Source organism: Allobosea sp. P2_B12 (assembly GCF_056404835.1).
On the sequence record NZ_JBFUDG010000014.1, the window covers coordinates 109,475 to 123,970 of the forward strand.

The 14,496-nt window shown below is 66.3% G+C and carries 14 protein-coding genes and 2 tRNA genes; 14 read left to right on the plus strand and 2 right to left on the minus strand.

Annotated elements, in window-relative coordinates; translation table 11 throughout:
- Window position 1: 1 nt before the first annotated feature.
- From AC1DYU_RS23780 to AC1DYU_RS23805, 6 genes are all read left to right on the plus strand, one after another.
- Window positions 2-481: a (2Fe-2S)-binding protein gene (locus tag AC1DYU_RS23780; protein WP_476793790.1), complete on the plus strand. Its 480-nt coding sequence runs from the start codon at window positions 2-4 to the stop codon at window positions 479-481.
- Window positions 478-2,631 carry a xanthine dehydrogenase family protein molybdopterin-binding subunit gene (locus AC1DYU_RS23785; RefSeq protein WP_476793791.1) on the plus strand — a complete coding sequence of 718 codons (2,154 nt, stop codon included), beginning with the start codon at window positions 478-480 and terminating at the stop codon, window positions 2,629-2,631. The genes AC1DYU_RS23780 and AC1DYU_RS23785 overlap by 4 nt, the downstream gene beginning before the upstream one ends.
- Window positions 2,632-2,635: 4 nt before the next feature.
- Complete coding sequence (locus tag AC1DYU_RS23790; RefSeq protein ID WP_476793792.1) at window positions 2,636-3,331, plus strand: molybdate ABC transporter substrate-binding protein; 696 nt, start codon at window positions 2,636-2,638, stop codon at window positions 3,329-3,331.
- Between the two features lie 182 nt (window positions 3,332-3,513).
- Window positions 3,514-3,590: transfer RNA gene (locus AC1DYU_RS23795), tRNA-Pro, on the plus strand.
- An 81-nt stretch (window positions 3,591-3,671) separates the two neighbouring features.
- Window positions 3,672-3,977 carry an ETC complex I subunit gene (locus AC1DYU_RS23800; protein WP_476793793.1) on the plus strand — a complete coding sequence of 102 codons (306 nt, stop codon included), beginning with the start codon at window positions 3,672-3,674 and terminating at the stop codon, window positions 3,975-3,977.
- Window positions 3,978-4,051: 74 nt separating this feature from the next.
- Window positions 4,052-4,128: transfer RNA gene (locus AC1DYU_RS23805), tRNA-Arg, on the plus strand.
- A gap of 67 nt (window positions 4,129-4,195) precedes the next feature.
- Here AC1DYU_RS23805 and AC1DYU_RS23810 read toward each other — a convergent pair.
- Window positions 4,196-4,483 carry a hypothetical protein gene (locus AC1DYU_RS23810; RefSeq protein ID WP_158487265.1) on the minus strand — a complete coding sequence of 96 codons (288 nt, stop codon included), beginning with the start codon at window positions 4,481-4,483 and terminating at the stop codon, window positions 4,196-4,198.
- A 248-nt stretch (window positions 4,484-4,731) separates the two neighbouring features.
- On the opposite strand from AC1DYU_RS23810, the gene AC1DYU_RS23815 reads away from it, so the two are divergent.
- The 3 genes from AC1DYU_RS23815 to AC1DYU_RS23825 all read left to right on the plus strand — a co-directional run bounded on the left by AC1DYU_RS23815 (window position 4,732) and on the right by AC1DYU_RS23825 (window position 7,649).
- The gene (locus AC1DYU_RS23815) at window positions 4,732-6,420 is read left to right on the plus strand and encodes an ArnT family glycosyltransferase (protein ID WP_476793794.1); all 1,689 of its coding nucleotides are present in this window, start codon (window positions 4,732-4,734) and stop codon (window positions 6,418-6,420) included.
- A gap of 120 nt (window positions 6,421-6,540) precedes the next feature.
- Entirely contained in the window at window positions 6,541-7,305 is a 765-nt protein-coding gene (locus tag AC1DYU_RS23820; RefSeq protein ID WP_476793802.1) for a glycosyltransferase family 2 protein, read from the plus strand.
- Window positions 7,305-7,649, plus strand: coding sequence for a lipid-A-disaccharide synthase N-terminal domain-containing protein (locus AC1DYU_RS23825; RefSeq protein ID WP_158487263.1), 345 nt, complete (start codon window positions 7,305-7,307; stop codon window positions 7,647-7,649). The genes AC1DYU_RS23820 and AC1DYU_RS23825 overlap by 1 nt, the downstream gene beginning before the upstream one ends.
- An 18-nt stretch (window positions 7,650-7,667) precedes the next feature.
- On the opposite strand, the gene metC is transcribed toward AC1DYU_RS23825, so the two are convergent.
- Window positions 7,668-8,801: a cystathionine beta-lyase gene (gene metC, locus AC1DYU_RS23830; RefSeq protein WP_476793795.1), complete on the minus strand. Its 1,134-nt coding sequence runs from the start codon at window positions 8,799-8,801 to the stop codon at window positions 7,668-7,670.
- Between the two features lie 317 nt (window positions 8,802-9,118).
- Here metC and AC1DYU_RS23835 point away from each other — a divergent pair, with 317 nt between their 5' ends.
- The 5 genes from AC1DYU_RS23835 to AC1DYU_RS23855 form a co-directional block, all read left to right on the plus strand.
- On the plus strand, window positions 9,119-10,144 hold the full coding sequence (locus AC1DYU_RS23835; RefSeq protein WP_158487261.1) for an amino acid ABC transporter substrate-binding protein: 1,026 nt from the start codon (window positions 9,119-9,121) through the stop codon (window positions 10,142-10,144).
- A 166-nt stretch (window positions 10,145-10,310) separates the two neighbouring features.
- On the plus strand, window positions 10,311-11,333 hold the full coding sequence (locus AC1DYU_RS23840) for an amino acid ABC transporter substrate-binding protein (protein WP_158487260.1): 1,023 nt from the start codon (window positions 10,311-10,313) through the stop codon (window positions 11,331-11,333).
- Window positions 11,334-11,459: 126 nt separating this feature from the next.
- Window positions 11,460-12,653: an amino acid ABC transporter permease gene (locus AC1DYU_RS23845; RefSeq protein ID WP_476793796.1), complete on the plus strand. Its 1,194-nt coding sequence runs from the start codon at window positions 11,460-11,462 to the stop codon at window positions 12,651-12,653.
- A 10-nt stretch (window positions 12,654-12,663) separates the two neighbouring features.
- Complete coding sequence (locus AC1DYU_RS23850) at window positions 12,664-14,043, plus strand: amino acid ABC transporter permease (protein ID WP_476793797.1); 1,380 nt, start codon at window positions 12,664-12,666, stop codon at window positions 14,041-14,043.
- 95 nt (window positions 14,044-14,138) lie between these two features.
- A partial coding sequence (locus AC1DYU_RS23855; RefSeq protein ID WP_476793803.1) for an ATP-binding cassette domain-containing protein occupies window positions 14,139-14,496 on the plus strand: 358 nt, incomplete at its 3' end.

The following is a 14,496-nucleotide window of genomic DNA, read 5'->3' on the forward strand; positions in this document are numbered from 1 at the left end:
GATGAGCGGCGGCACGAGCCTGACCGTCAACGGTCGATCCCACAGCATCGCGTCGGTGCCGCAGGCGATACTGCTCGACGTGCTCCGCAACGAACTCGGGCTCAAGGCCGCGCGCTTCGGCTGCGGCGAGGGGCTCTGCGGCGCCTGCCGCGTGCTGGTCGATGGCCGGCCGGTCGCCTCCTGCGACACCCCGCTCTGGTCGGTCTCCGGCAAGGCGATTACGACCGTGGAAGGGCTCGGCACGCCGGACGCTCCTCATCCGATCCAGGCGGCGCTGATCGCCGAGCAGGCCATGCAATGCGGCTACTGCATCTCCGGCATCATGATCAGCGCCGCCGCCCTGCTGGCCGAGACGACAGAGCCCAGCGACACCGCCATCCGCGAGGCGCTCGACCCCAATCTCTGCCGGTGCGGTGCGCATAACCGCGTCATCCGCGCCGTCCAGCGCGCCGCCGCCGAGATGCGGGCCAGCGCAGCATGAACCCGGCCGCCACCAATCCCGCCGCCGCTCCGGCCCTGCCGGCAGGCTTGCGGGCGACGCCGCGGCTCGACCGCTGGCTCGCCATCTCCGCCGAGGGCCATGTCACGCTCTCGCCCGGCAAGGTCGAGATCGGGCAGGGCATCCTGACCGCGCTCGCCCAGATCTGCGCCGACGAACTGGACATCGCGCTCGAACGGGTCAGGCTCGTGCCTGCGGCGACGGCGAGCAGCCCCAATGAGGGTGTCACATCCGGCAGCCTTTCGGTGTCCGATTGCGGCCTGTCCGTCCGGCAGGTCGCGGCACAAGCGAGGGGCTTGTTTCTCGCCGAGGCGGCACGGCAGTTTTCCGTCGCGACCGAGGCGCTGTCGATCGAGGACGGCGTCATATCCGGGCCCGGCAACCTCTCCACGAGCTATTGGGAGCTCGCCGGCCGGGTCTCGCTGGCCTGCGAGGCCGACGCGGCGGTGCGCCCGAAGCGGCCGGGCCAGCGCGCACTTGCGGGCCGTTCCGCCCCGCGCATCGATATCCCCGGCAAGGTCTTCGGCACGCGCCCCTTCATCCATGACATCGTCCTGCCGGGCATGCTGCATGGCCGCGTGCTGCGCCCGCCGCGCCCCGGCGCGACGTTGTCAGCCCTCGACGAGACGCAGCTTGCCGAGATCGCGGGGCTCGTCACGCTCGTGCGGGACGGCAGCTTTCTCGGTGTCGTCTGCGGGACCGAAGCCCAGGCCGACGCCGCGCTCGGCCGGCTTGCCGCCGCTGCGAGCTGGACCGGCGGCTTCGACCTGCCCGATGCGCAGGACATGCCATCCTGGCTGAAGAGCCAGCCGGTCGAGGCCTCGGTGGTCGATCTGCGCGGCGAGGGACCCGGCCCCTCGGCGCCGCGGCGGCTGATCCGGCATTATCTCAAGCCCTATCTCGCCCATGCCTCGATCGGGCCCTCCTGCGCCATCGCGACTTGGCAGGAGGACCAGCAAGGGAAGACACTGCGCGTCCTGAGCCACAGCCAGGGCGTGTTCAACCTGCGGGCCGATCTGGCGCTGGTTTTCGGCCTGCCTGAGAGCGCGATCACGGTGACGCATGCCGAAGGCGCCGGCTGCTACGGACATAACGGCGCCGACGACGCCGTGCTCGATGCGGCGTTGCTGGCGCGGGCGGTCGCCGGCCATCCGGTCCGCCTGCGCTGGTCGCGGGCTGACGAGCTGGTGCGCTCGCCCTTCGGTGCGGCGATGGCGATCGAGATCGCGGCCGATCTTTCGCAGGACGGCGCCATCACCGGCTGGAGCCACGAGATCTGGAGCAATGGCTATGTCGCAAGGCCGGGCAGGGCGGCCAGCCCGGCCTTGCTCGCGAGCTTCGATCTCGAAAAGCCGTTCCCGCTCTACATATCCCAGGATCCGGGGCTAGCGACCGGCGGCGGTGCGCAGCGCAACGCCGTGCCGCTCTATGATTTTCCGTCCTGGCGCATCACCAAGAACCGTTTGCTGACGATGCCGCTGCGGACCTCCTCGATGCGCGCGCTCGGCGCCTTCGGCAATGTCTTCGCGATCGAATCGATGATGGACGAGATCGCCGCGGAACTCGGCGAGGATCCGCTCGCCTTCCGTCTGCGCCATCTCTCGGACGAGCGCGCCCGGGCCGTGCTGGAGCGCGCCGCCGCGATGGCGGATTGGGGCCGCGCCTCGGTCGCCGAGGAGCGGGGACGCGGCATCGCCTTCGCGCGCTACAAGAACAGCAGCGCCTATTGCGCGATCGTGGCCGAGATCGATCTGTCGGCCGAGCCACGCGCGACGCAGCTCTGGATCGCCGTCGATGTCGGCGAGGCGATCAATCCCGACGGCGTCATCAACCAGATCGAGGGCGGCGCGATCCAGGCGGTGAGCTGGACGCTGAAGGAAGAGGTCACCTTCACCCGCACTGAGGTCACCAGCGGGTCCTGGGAGGGCTATCCGATCCTGCGCTTCAGCGAAGTGCCTGCGGTCAGTGTCGAGATCATCTCGCGGCCGGAACTGCCGCCGCTTGGCGCCGGCGAAGCCGCACAGGGGCCGACCGCCGCGGCGCTGGCCAATGCCGTTCATGCCGCGCTGGGCGTCAGGGTCCGGCAGATGCCGATCACGCGAGACCGCATCATCGCGGCGATGGAGTTGTGAACCTATGACGAGCATCAGCATTCTTAGCGGCGGCGCCGCCCAGGGCCTGGTCAAGGCGCTCGAACCCAGCTTCTCCGCATCGTCAGGCTACGCCATCGACGGCACTTTCGGCGCGGTCGGCGCGATGCGCGCCAAGCTCGACGCCGGACATCCCACCGACCTCGTCATCCTGACCGCCGCGATTCTCGCCGAACTGGCGGCGAGCGGCACCGTCATCGCCAGCACGGTGGCTGACCTCGGCCTCGTCGAGACCGCCGTTGCGATCCGTACCGGCGATCCTGTCCCCGCGGTCGGCAACGCAGACGAGCTTCGCACCGCGCTGCTGGCCGCCGACGCGATCTATTTTCCCGACCCCCGGCTCGCCACGGCGGGAATCCATTTCGCCGGCGTGCTCGAAAAACTCGGCATCGCTGCAACGGTCGAATCGCGGCTGAAGACCTTCCCGAACGGCGCCACCGCCATGGCGGCCTTGGCCAAAGCTCCCGAAGCCCGGCCGATCGGCTGCACCCAGGTCACCGAGATCAAGGCGACAGCGGGAGTCGAACTCGTCCGCGCCCTGCCGCAAGGGTTCGATCTGGCGACGCGCTATACAGCTGGAATCGTCGCCGGCTCTGCCCATGAAGCCGCCGCGCGCGAACTGCTGGCCCTGTTGACGGCCGAAGCGACCCAAGCCGAGCGGCGGCGCTGTGGTTTTCTCTGAAGAGAACACCGAATCCGGCCGTCGGTTTTCAGGGCCGCTTCGGCCGCAGACGTCGCTTGAGCATCACGGGAAGTTTCGGTTCCCAAAATCACCGCACGGTGATATTCGGTTCGCCGTCGCAGCAGGGTCCGGAAGGCTTGCTGCGGTGGTTTCGTAAGTGATCTGATGCACTTGTGATCCGTCGGGGTATAGCGCAGCCCGGTAGCGCATCTGCTTTGGGAGCAGAGGGTCCCAGGTTCGAATCCTGGTGCCCCGACCATTCCGGGGTTTCACGCGGTCCGCGCGAGCGGGCCGACCACTGGCGCTGGCCAGGATATCAGGTGAGGGCCGAGCGAGAGCCATGACCGCACGCATCTACCGCCCCGCCCGCACGGCCATGCAGTCCGGCACCGCCAAGACCGAGCGCTGGCTTCTTGAATACGAGCCGGAGCAACCGCGCCAGATCGAGCCTCTGATGGGCTGGACCTCGTCGGGCGACATGAAGAGCCAGCTCAAGCTCTGGTTCGACAGCGAAGCGGAAGCCGTCGCCTATGCCACGCGCAACGGCATTCCCTACCGCGTCGAGCAGCCCAACGAGCCCTCGCGCCGCGCGATCGCCTATTCCGACAATTTCAAGTTTTCGCGCCTGGGGCAGTGGACGCACTGAATCCTTGGGACGCACTGATTTTTAGGACGTATCGATGTTTTGAGACAGGCGAGGGCGCCTTCGCCCTTGCTTCCGGGCCCGTAGCTCAGATGGATAGAGCAGCAGCCTTCTAAGCTGCTGGTCGCTGGTTCGAATCCAGCCGGGCTCGCCAAATTCCCTCGCTACCTGCTGCGATGCGATGTCGGAAGCCGCCAATGGCGCCAGCATCAGGTAGGCGCTCACTCCTCCCGCCCCCAATTGCGCAGCTTCCTGATCGCGGCGGCGGGATCGGACGGCCGCCGTCGCCACAGGCCCCGCAGCAGGCCGATCGCGAAGAACAGCCCGAAGCTCGGCAGCGCGACCGCGATCGGGGCGGTGACGACGCCCATGGCGCAGCCGCCGGAATCGCCGACGCCGCATTTTGGGTCGAAGATCATGGCGGCGAAAACCGCCAGCACGGCCAGGAGCGGACCCAGAAGCAGGCCCCAGAGCCCCATGCGCAGTGCCTCGACAAACAGCCTGCCCATATCCACTCCCCGAACCCGCCGCGAGGCTAGCGCCGCGGAGGGCCGCTGTCATGTCGCCGGCGGCGTTCCCGCCCGGCTTGCCGCGACGCAGCATGCGGCGTAAACCGCGCCGGCCGCTTGTTTGAGCGGCTTCGCCTTGATCGTGCCCGAAAAGCCCGTCATCGCGGCGCAGGCTTTCGGGGATAGCCGGTCCCGCCACTCCCGGCCTTTTTGGACAGGCGCGACCTGACTGGTCGCGAGGATGCACCATGCTGTCGCTCAGTCCCGCGCTCGACCGTCTTGCGGCCATGGCCTCCGCCAGCCATGCCCGCGCCTGCGCGCTGCTTCTGCTGTTGTCGCTCGCCGCCTTCCTGCCCGGCTTCCACACGCTGCAGCCGCTCGACCGCGACGAGCCGCGCTTCGCGCAGGCGAGCAAGCAGATGCTCGAGACGCGCGATTTCGTCGACATCCGCTTCCAGGACGAGGCGCGGCACAAGAAGCCGGTCGGGATCTACTGGCTCCAGAGCGCGACGGTGTCCGCGGGCGAGGCGCTCGGAGTGCCGGCCGCGCGCACACAGATCTGGCTTTACCGCATCCCCTCGCTGATCGGCGCCGTCGCGACCGTGCTTCTGAGCTACTGGGCGCTGCTGGCCTTTGTCGGCCCGCGTCTGGCCCTGCTCGGCGCCGCGCTGATGGCTGGCACCGTGCTGCTCGGCGTCGAGGCGCGCATCGCCAAGACCGATGCGATGCTGGCTGCCTGCGCGGTTGCCACCATGGGGGCGTTGGCGCGGACCTGGCTCGATTGGACGCGCTCGCTCGCCTTCGTGCCGAGTTCGCGCAACTGGCTCGTCTTCTGGGCCGCGACGGCGCTCGGCCTGCTGCTGAAGGGCCCGATCGTGCCGATGGTCTGGGGCCTCGCCATCCTGGTCCTGAGCATCCGCGAGCGCAGCTTTCGCTGGCTCAAGCCGTTGCGCTTCGGCTGGGGTCTGCTGCTCTGCCTCATGGTCGTGCTGCCCTGGTTCGTCGCCATCGCGCTGAAGACCGGCGGCAGCTTCTTTGCCGAAAGCGTCGGCCAGGACATGCTCGGCAAGGTCGCCGAGGGCCAGGAGAAGCATTGGGGGCCGCCGGGGCTTTATATGCTGATCTTCTTCGGTACCTATTGGCCGGCCGCCGCCTTCGCCGCGATGGCGATCCCCTTCGCCTGGGTCCGGCGCCGCGAGCCGCAGGTTCTGTTCCTGCTGGCCTGGATCATCCCGTCCTGGATCGTCTTCGAGGCGGTGCCGACCAAGCTGCCGCATTACGTCTTGCCGCTTTATCCGGCCGTGACGGCGCTGTTGCTGCTCGCACTCGTCAATGGCGGCATCGACCGCTTCCGGCGCGGTGCGGTCGCCACCGCCTCGCTTGTCGTGCTGCTGCCGCTGGCGCTGATCGGCGTCATCATCGCAGGGAACTGGTCGCTCGACGGCACCTTGCCTTATACGGCGCTGCCGTTCCTGCTGCTGACGCTGCTGGTGGCCATCGGCGTCGTCGCAGCCTTCCGCCGCAGCGATTTCGAGGGCGCGCTCTGGCGTTGCGTGGTGGCGAGCCTGCTGCTGGGGATCGGCGTCTATGGTTTTGCCATAGAGAGCCTGCGCTCGCTGAAGCTGTCGCCGCTATTGGCCGAGGCCGCGCGTTCGGTCGGCTGCGCCGATCCCGCCGTGATGACGGTCGGCTATCGCGAGCCGAGCCTCGTGTTCCTGACCGGCACGAATCTCGCGATGGGGATCGACGGCGCCGCTGCTGCAGCCTTCCTGAACCAGCCCGGCTGCCGCATCGCCTTCGTCGAGGCCCGTCATGCCGCCGGTTTCCAGACGGCGACGGCCCAATCGGGGCTGACGCCTCGCCTGATCACGACGATCAAGGGCTTCAACCTGAATGGCGGCCGCCGGCTCGAGATGGCGGTCTATGCCCGGCCGTGAGGCGTTTGCCGCAGCGCTGCGCCCGAATGGCTGTCGAAAGTTCCTTGCCCTGTCCGCCTCCCTGACGCAGGTTGCGGGCCGTTTTTGCCGGATGATCCTCTGTTGACCGACCATTCTTCGCTGACCGACCCTGTTCCAGCCGCGCTGATCCTCAGCGTCGTCGTGCCCGTCCGCAACGAGGTCGGCAATGTCGGACCGCTGCTGGCCGATATCGAGGCGGCCTGTGGGTCGCTCGGCGCCTTCGAGGTCGTCTTCGTCGATGACGGCTCGAGCGACGCCACGCCTGCGGCACTGACGGCGCTCGCCGCGAGCCGGCCCTGGCTGCGCATCGTCACCCATGCGCAGTCCTGCGGCCAGAGCGCGGCGGTGCGCAGCGGTGTCCGCCATGCCCGGGCGCCGGTCGTCGCGACGCTCGACGGCGACGGCCAGAACGACCCCGCCTTCCTGCCGGCGATGCTGGAGGCCTTGAAGACAGCCGGTATGCAGGCAGGGCTGGTCCAGGGCCAGCGCGTCGGGCGCAAGGACACCGGTTTCAAGAAGCTGCAGTCGCGCATCGCCAATGGCGTTCGGGGGCGGCTGCTCAAGGACGGCACCCGCGATGCCGGCTGCGGGCTGAAATGCTTCCGGCGCGAGGCCTATCTCGCTTTGCCCTATTTCGATGCGCTGCACCGCTTCATGCCGGCGCTGATGGTGCGCGAAGGGTACACGGTGGTGCATGTCGACGTGCGCGACCGGCCGCGCCTCACCGGCGTTTCGAATTACGGCTTCTTCGACCGGCTCTGGGTCGGCATTCTCGATCTCGTCGGCGTGTGGTGGCTGATCCGCCGCCGCAAGCGCGTTCCGCAGATCGTCACGGAGAGCAAAATCGTCACGGAGAACAGGTGATGCTGATCGATCTCCAGAACCGGATCGGGACCTATTTTCACGACGTCTTCGTCAACAATCTCGACTGGTGGGTCGTGCTCGGCGTGGTCGCGCAAGGGCTCTTCACGATGCGCTTCGTCGTCCAGTGGCTGGCGAGCGAAAAGGCCAAGAAGTCGGTCGTGCCGATGACGTTCTGGTGGTTCTCGATCGGCGGCGGCATGCTGCTGCTGATCTATGCGCTGCATCGGCGCGACCCCGTCTTCATCGTCGGGCAGGGCTTCGGCGTCTTCGTCTACCTGCGCAACCTGCAATTCGTACTGCGCGCCCGCGCCCGAGGGGAAGACACCAACGCCAGTCCGGGCTGAGGCTTGGCAGAGGCGGCCTCAGGCCGCCGCGCGCAAGCGGGCGAAGCCGGCGTCGAGATCCGCCTTGAGGTCGTCGAGGTCCTCCAGCCCGATATGGATTCGCACCGTCGGACCCTTGAATCCCGGCGTCGTCGCAGTGCGGTAGGCCTTGCAGTCGAAGGGCAGGACGAGGCTTTCATAGCCGCCCCAGGATGCGCCCATGCCGAACAGGGTCAGTCCGTCCAGCATCGCTGCCACCGCCGTCATAGAGACCGGCGCCAGCTCGAATCCGAAGAGCGAGGAGGCACCGGTGAAGTCGCGCTTCCAGATGGCGTGGCCGGGGTCCTCGGGCAGGGCCGGGTGCATCACGCGGGCGACCTCGGGCCGGGCTGCCAGCCACTGCGCCATGGCGATGCCGGCGGGCATCTGCTCCTTCAGGCGGATCGACATGGTGCGCATGCCGCGTAGCGTCAGGAAAGCGTCCTCGGGCGCGATAATGATGCCGAGTTGTTCCCAGCTGGCGCGCAGCTGCTTGTAGAGCTCCGGCGTTCTTGCCGAGACGGTGCCGATCAGCACGTCGGAATGGCCGGCATAGTATTTGGTGCCGGCCTGGATCGAGACATCGACGCCGGCCTTGTGGCTGTCGAAGAACAGCGGCGTCGCCCAGGTGTTATCCATCATCACCAGGATGTCGCGGGCGTGCGCAGCAGCCACGATCGCCGGGATGTCCTGCATCTCGAAGGTCTGCGAGCCCGGCGCCTCGGTCCAGACCGCCTTCGTGTTCGGCTTGAACAGGGTCTCGATCCCGGCCCCGATCGTCGGATCGTAATAGGTCGTTTCGATGCCCATGCGCCTCAGCATCGTCTCGCAGAAGTTCCGGGTCGGACGATAGACGCTGTCGGTCACCAGGACGTGATCGCCGGCCGAGAGGAAGGCGAGGAAGGGCAGGGTGCAGGCGAGCAGGCCCGACGGCGTGACGACGGTTCCGGCGCCGCCCTCGATGGTGTTGCAGGCCGCGACCAGCGCGTCGATCGTCGGATTGCCCTGGGTCCCGTAGCTGTAGCGCGCCTTGCGGGCGAGGAAATCCGCCGTGTTGGGATAGACCACGGTCGAACCGCGCACGATCGGCGGGTTGACGAAGCCGTAGCTGTCGGCCGGATCGCGGCCGGCCATGACGAGGCGGGTTCTTTCGTTCAGGCGCGCGAAATCGGATGCAAGCAGCTTTTTCATGGAACCGGGAGGCGTGGGGCGTCTGCGGGAAATCGGGTCAGGCTTGACCACCCCCACAAACTCGCATGTGATGTATGCAGCAGACAAGGGGCGCCGCCAGCCGGGAACCTTGCTTGACGCTCATGCGGGGCTCTGGCAATCGAGCGAAGGGGACGTCGCTTAATTTCTGTGCAATCGAGCGGGCCGCAGGTCCGCCGGCGACGAAACCGATGACGGCCTGCTGGCCGAGGCCGCAGGAGACCTCAATGGGAGAGATTTCAATGAAGAAAATCATGGCAGCCGCAATCGCAGGGCTCGGGCTCGCATTGGCGGCTTCGGCGGTGTCGGCACAGGCGCCGGCCACGCTCGCGCAGGTCAAGCAGCGCAACATCCTCAACTGCGGCTCGAACACCGGCCTCGCCGGATTCGGCGTGCCGGATGCCCAGGGCAACTGGCAGGGCCTCGACGTCGAATACTGCCGCGCGGTCGCGGCTGCGATCTTCAACGATCCGGCCAAGGTCAAGTTCATCCCGCTCTCGGCCAAGGACCGCTTCACGGCGCTGCAGTCGGGAGAGGTCGATCTGCTCGTCCGCAACTCGACCTGGACGATGACGCGCGATGCCGCTCTCGGCATCCTCTTCACCGGTGTGAACTACTATGACGGCCAGGGCTTCATGGTCCGCAAGAAGCTCGGCGTCACCTCGGCGCTGCAGCTTTCCGGCGCCTCGGTCTGCACCCAGCAGGGCACTACGACCGAGCTCAACCTCGCCGACTATTTCCGGGCCAACAACCTGAAATATGAGGTCGTCGCCTTCGCCTCGTCCGACGAGACGATCAAGGCCTATGACGCCGGCCGCTGCGACGCCTTCACCACCGACGCCTCGGGCCTCTATGCCGAGCGCCTGAAGCTGACGGCGCCGGACGAGCATATCGTGCTGCCGGAGATCATCTCCAAGGAGCCGCTCGGCCCGTCCGTCCGCAACAACGATCCGGCCTGGTTCAACCTGGTGAAGTGGGTCCACTACGCCATGCTGAACGCCGAGGAACTCGGTGTGACCAAGGCCAATGTCGACGAGATGCTGAAGTCCCCCAATCCCGAGATCAAGCGCCTGCTCGGCACCGAGGGCAAGTTCGGCGAGACCATCGGCCTGACCACCGACTGGGTCTACCGGATCGTCAAGCATGTCGGCAATTACGGCGAATCCTTCGAAAAGAACGTCGGTCAGGGCTCGCTTCTGAAGATCGCCCGTGGCCAGAACGGTCTCTGGACCAAGGGCGGCCTGCAATACGCTCCGCCGGTTCGCTGAGCTGATTTCGACGGGCGCCGGATCACCCGGCGTCCGTCATTTTTCTTGACTGTTCAGGGCCGGGATCGGGCCAAAAGGAGGGGGTGACAAGCGGGTAGCTTGGTCCAGGACTTGCAAGGTCACCGAGAACGGGCAGGAACCCGTTCCGCCAACAGGGGAACTAGGTATGAAGAAATTTTTCGCCGCGGCGCTCGTCGTCGCCGCAACAGCCGTAGGCGTCGGCGGGGCGCAGGCTCAGACCGGTACGCTCGCGCAGGTCAAGAGCCGTGGTATTCTGCATTGCGGCTCCGGCACCGGCCTGGCCGGGTTCGGTCTCCCCGATGCGCAGGGCAACTGGACCGGCATCGACGTCGATATGTGCCGCGCCGTGGCCGCCGCGATCTTCGACGACCCGGCCAAGGTCAAGTTCATTCCGCTTTCGGCCAAGGACCGCTTCACCTCATTGCAGTCGGGCGAGGTGGATCTGCTGTCGCGCACCACCACATGGACGATGTCGCGCGACACCTCGCTCGGCCTCAACTTCGCGGGCATCAACTATTATGACGGCCAGGGCTTCATGGTCCGCAAGAAGCTCGGTATCGATTCCGTTCTCAAGCTCGCCGGCGCCTCGATCTGCACCCAGCAGGGCACCACGACCGAACTCAACCTCGCCGACTATTTCCGCGCCAACAAGCTGAAATACGAGGTCGTCGCCTTCGCCTCCAACACGGAGACGGTCAAGGCTTACGAGTCCGGGCGCTGCGACGCGTTCACCACCGATGCCTCCGGTCTCTATGCCGAGCGTCTGACGCTTTCGGCTCCCGCCGACCACATCGTCCTGCCCGAGATCATCTCGAAGGAGCCGCTCGGCCCTGTCGTGCGGCATGGCGATGATGTCTGGCTCGATATCGTCAAGTGGACGCATTTCGCCATGCTCAACGCCGAAGAACTCGGCGTGACCAAGGCCAATGTCGATGAGATGATGAAGTCGCCCAACCCCGAGATCAAGCGTCTGCTCGGCACCGAGGGCAAGTATGGCGAGGCGATCGGCCTGACCAACGACTGGGCCTACCGCATCATCAAGCATGTCGGCAATTACGGCGAGGCCTTTGAAAGAAACATCGGCCAAGGCTCGCTGCTGAAGATCGCCCGCGGCCAGAACGCGCTCTGGACCAAGGGTGGGCTGCAATACGCCCCGCCGATCCGCTGATCGGCCGGCGCGGCGCCTCGCGCGCCGCGCCATCTTTAATCGGCACGGACAACAGCACGACTGGCGGCGGTCCACCGACCGTCGTCGGATCGCCGGCCGCAACACGCGACGAAGAGGGCGTAAAAGGTGTCGACCATTCCGACCGAGACCGTGCAGCCGGGAAAAGCCTCGCTGTTCTATGACCCCAGGATCAGGGGTTATGTCTACCAGTTCGCACTGATCGCGGTGGTTGGCTTCCTGATCTGGTCGGCCGCCTCCAACGCCATCGAGAACCTGCGGGCGCAGAAGATCGCGTCGGGCCTCGGCTTCTGGCACAATGCTGCCGGGTTCGACGTCAACCAGAAGCTGATCCCGTTCAGCGCGTCGGGCAGCACTTACGGCCAGGCCTTCTATGTCGGCCTGCTCAACACGCTGCTGGTCGCCTCGATCGGCATCGTGCTCTCGACCTTCCTCGGCTTCTTCGTCGGCGTCTCCAGGCTTTCGAGCAACTGGGTGCTGTCGAAACTTGCGATGATCTATGTCGAGGTCATCCGCAACCTGCCGCTGCTGCTGCAGTTGTTCTTTTGGTACAACGCCGTGCTGAAGCCGCTGCCGGGTGCGCGCAATTCGATCGCATTGCCGGGCAGCATATTCCTGAACAACCGCGGCATCATCATGCCGAACCCGCAATTCGCACCGGCGTTCGAGTTTGTGGTGATCGCCTTCTTCGTCGCGATCGTCGCCGCTATCGTCTTCTATACCTGGTCGAAGAAGCAGCAGGAGCGCACCGGCACGCAGTACCCCAATGGCTCGATCTCGCTCGCGCTGATCATCGGCCTGCCGCTGGTGGTGTATTTCATCGCTGGACAGCCGCTCACCTTCGACCTGCCGCAGCAGGGCACCTTCAATCTCACCGGCGGCCTGCAGATCTATCCCGAATTCGTCGCACTGCTGATCGGCCTCACGACCTACACCGCCGGCTTCATCGCCGAAGTGGTGCGCGCCGGCATCCTGGCGGTCTCCAAGGGCCAGACGGAGGCCGCCAATGCGCTGGGCCTGCGTGCCGGGCCGACCTTGAAGCTCGTCGTGATCCCGCAGGCGATGCGCGTGATCATCCCGCCGCTGACCTCGAACTATCTCAACCTGACCAAGAACTCGTCGCTCGCGGTCGCGATCGGCTATCCCGATCTCGTCCAGGTCTTCACCGGAACCGTGCTGAACCAGACCGGCCAGGCGCTCGAGGTCGTTGCGATCACCATGGCGGTCTATCTCACCATCTCGCTCGTGACCTCCCTGTTCATGAATATCTACAACAAGCGCATGGCGCTGGTGGAACGGTGAGGGCGCCCCGATGACCGACGCAACGCTCGAAAACGCACCCTACGCCTTCGTCCGCAAGGAGACGCTGCAGCAGGAGGCCGCGCCGCTCTCGGTGGCCGGTCCCATTGCATGGGTCCGGAACAACCTGTTCTCCGGGCCGGTCAACTCGCTGATGACGCTGGTCTGCCTCTATATCGTGGTGACCGCGGTGCCGGATCTGGTGCGCTTCTATTTCATCGATGCGGTCTGGAGCGGCACCAACCGCGACGCCTGCCTGCCCGAGAAGGTCGGCCGGCCCGTCGGTGCCTGCTGGGCCTATGTCGCCGACCGCCTCCAGTATTTCATCTATGGATCCTATCCGATCCCGCAGCGCTGGCGCGTCAACATCGTCTTCGCGATGTTTGCGCTCGGCGTCGTCTGGATGCTGTGGGACCGGGCCCCGCTGAAGAAGGTCGGCGCCTTCTTCTTCTTCGTGATCCTGCCGATCAGCGCCTATCTGCTGCTGCTCGGCGGCGACGGCGCCGAGACCTTCCTGCGCTTCCTGATCCTGCTGACCTTCGGGCTGGCGGTGCTCTATCTCGTGCTGTCCTTCGTGCCGAACCTGGCCCGGTTCTGGGTCGGGCCGGCGCTGCTGGCGGTGGAGGAGGCGGCGCCGCCCTGGCAGCGCTTCTACCGGCCCAAGCGCCTGATCCTGATGGCCATGATCGTCTTCGGCCTGATCGCGGTGCTGGCCCAAGCGGTCGGCCTGCCGCGGGTCGATACCGGCCTGTGGGGCGGCATGATGGTGACCTTCCTGATCGCGGCGGTCGGCATCGTCTTCTCGCTGCCGCTGGGCGTCGTACTGGCGCTGGGGCGGCGCTCGAAGCTGCCGATCATCCAGCTGCTCTCGGTGATCTTCATCGAGTTCGTGCGCGGCGTGCCGCTCATCACCGTGCTGTTCATGGCCAACACCATGCTGCCGCTGTTCGTGCCGCAGGAGTATTCGCCCGACCGTCTGCTGCGCCCGCTGATCGGCGTCGCGCTGTTTGCCGCCGCCTATATGGCGGAGGTGATCCGCGGCGGCCTGCAGGCCATGCCGAAGGGCCAGTACGAGGGCGCAATGTCGCTCGGCCTGGGCTACTGGCAGATGATGCGGCTGATCATCCTGCCGCAGGCGCTGCGCATCGTGATCCCGGGCATCGTCAACACCTTCATCGGGCTGTTCAAGGATACGACGCTGGTCACCATCGTTGGCATCTTCGACTTCCTGCGCACCATCGAGGCGACCCTGGTCGATCCGACCTGGGCGACGCCGACCACGCGCGCGACCGGCTATGCCTTCGCCGCGATGTTTTATTTCCTGTGTTGCTGGGGCATGTCGCGCTACTCGATCGCGGTCGAGAGACGCCTCGCAGCCGGCCAGAAGCGTTGAAAGGATCCATGATCATGGCAATGGCAGACCTCAAGACCTCCGACCGCCCGGCCGCTTTGAAGCAGACCTCGCTGAACACGGCCACCGCGGTCGAGATGGTCGGCGTCAACAAGTGGTATGGCGAGTTCCACGTGCTGCGCGACATCAACCTGAAGGTCTCGCGCGGCGAGAAGCTGGTGATCTGCGGGCCGTCGGGCTCGGGCAAGTCGACGATGATCCGCTGCATCAACCGGCTGGAGGAGCACCAGAAGGGCTCGATCATCGTCGACGGCACGGAGCTGACCAACGACCTCAAGAAGATCGACGAGATCCGCCGCGACGTCGGCATGGTCTTCCAGCACTTCAACCTGTTCCCGCATCTGACGATCCTCGAGAACCTGACGCTGGCGCCGATCTGGGTCCGCAAGATGCCCAAGAAGGATGCCGAGGAGATCGGCATGCACTATCTCAAGC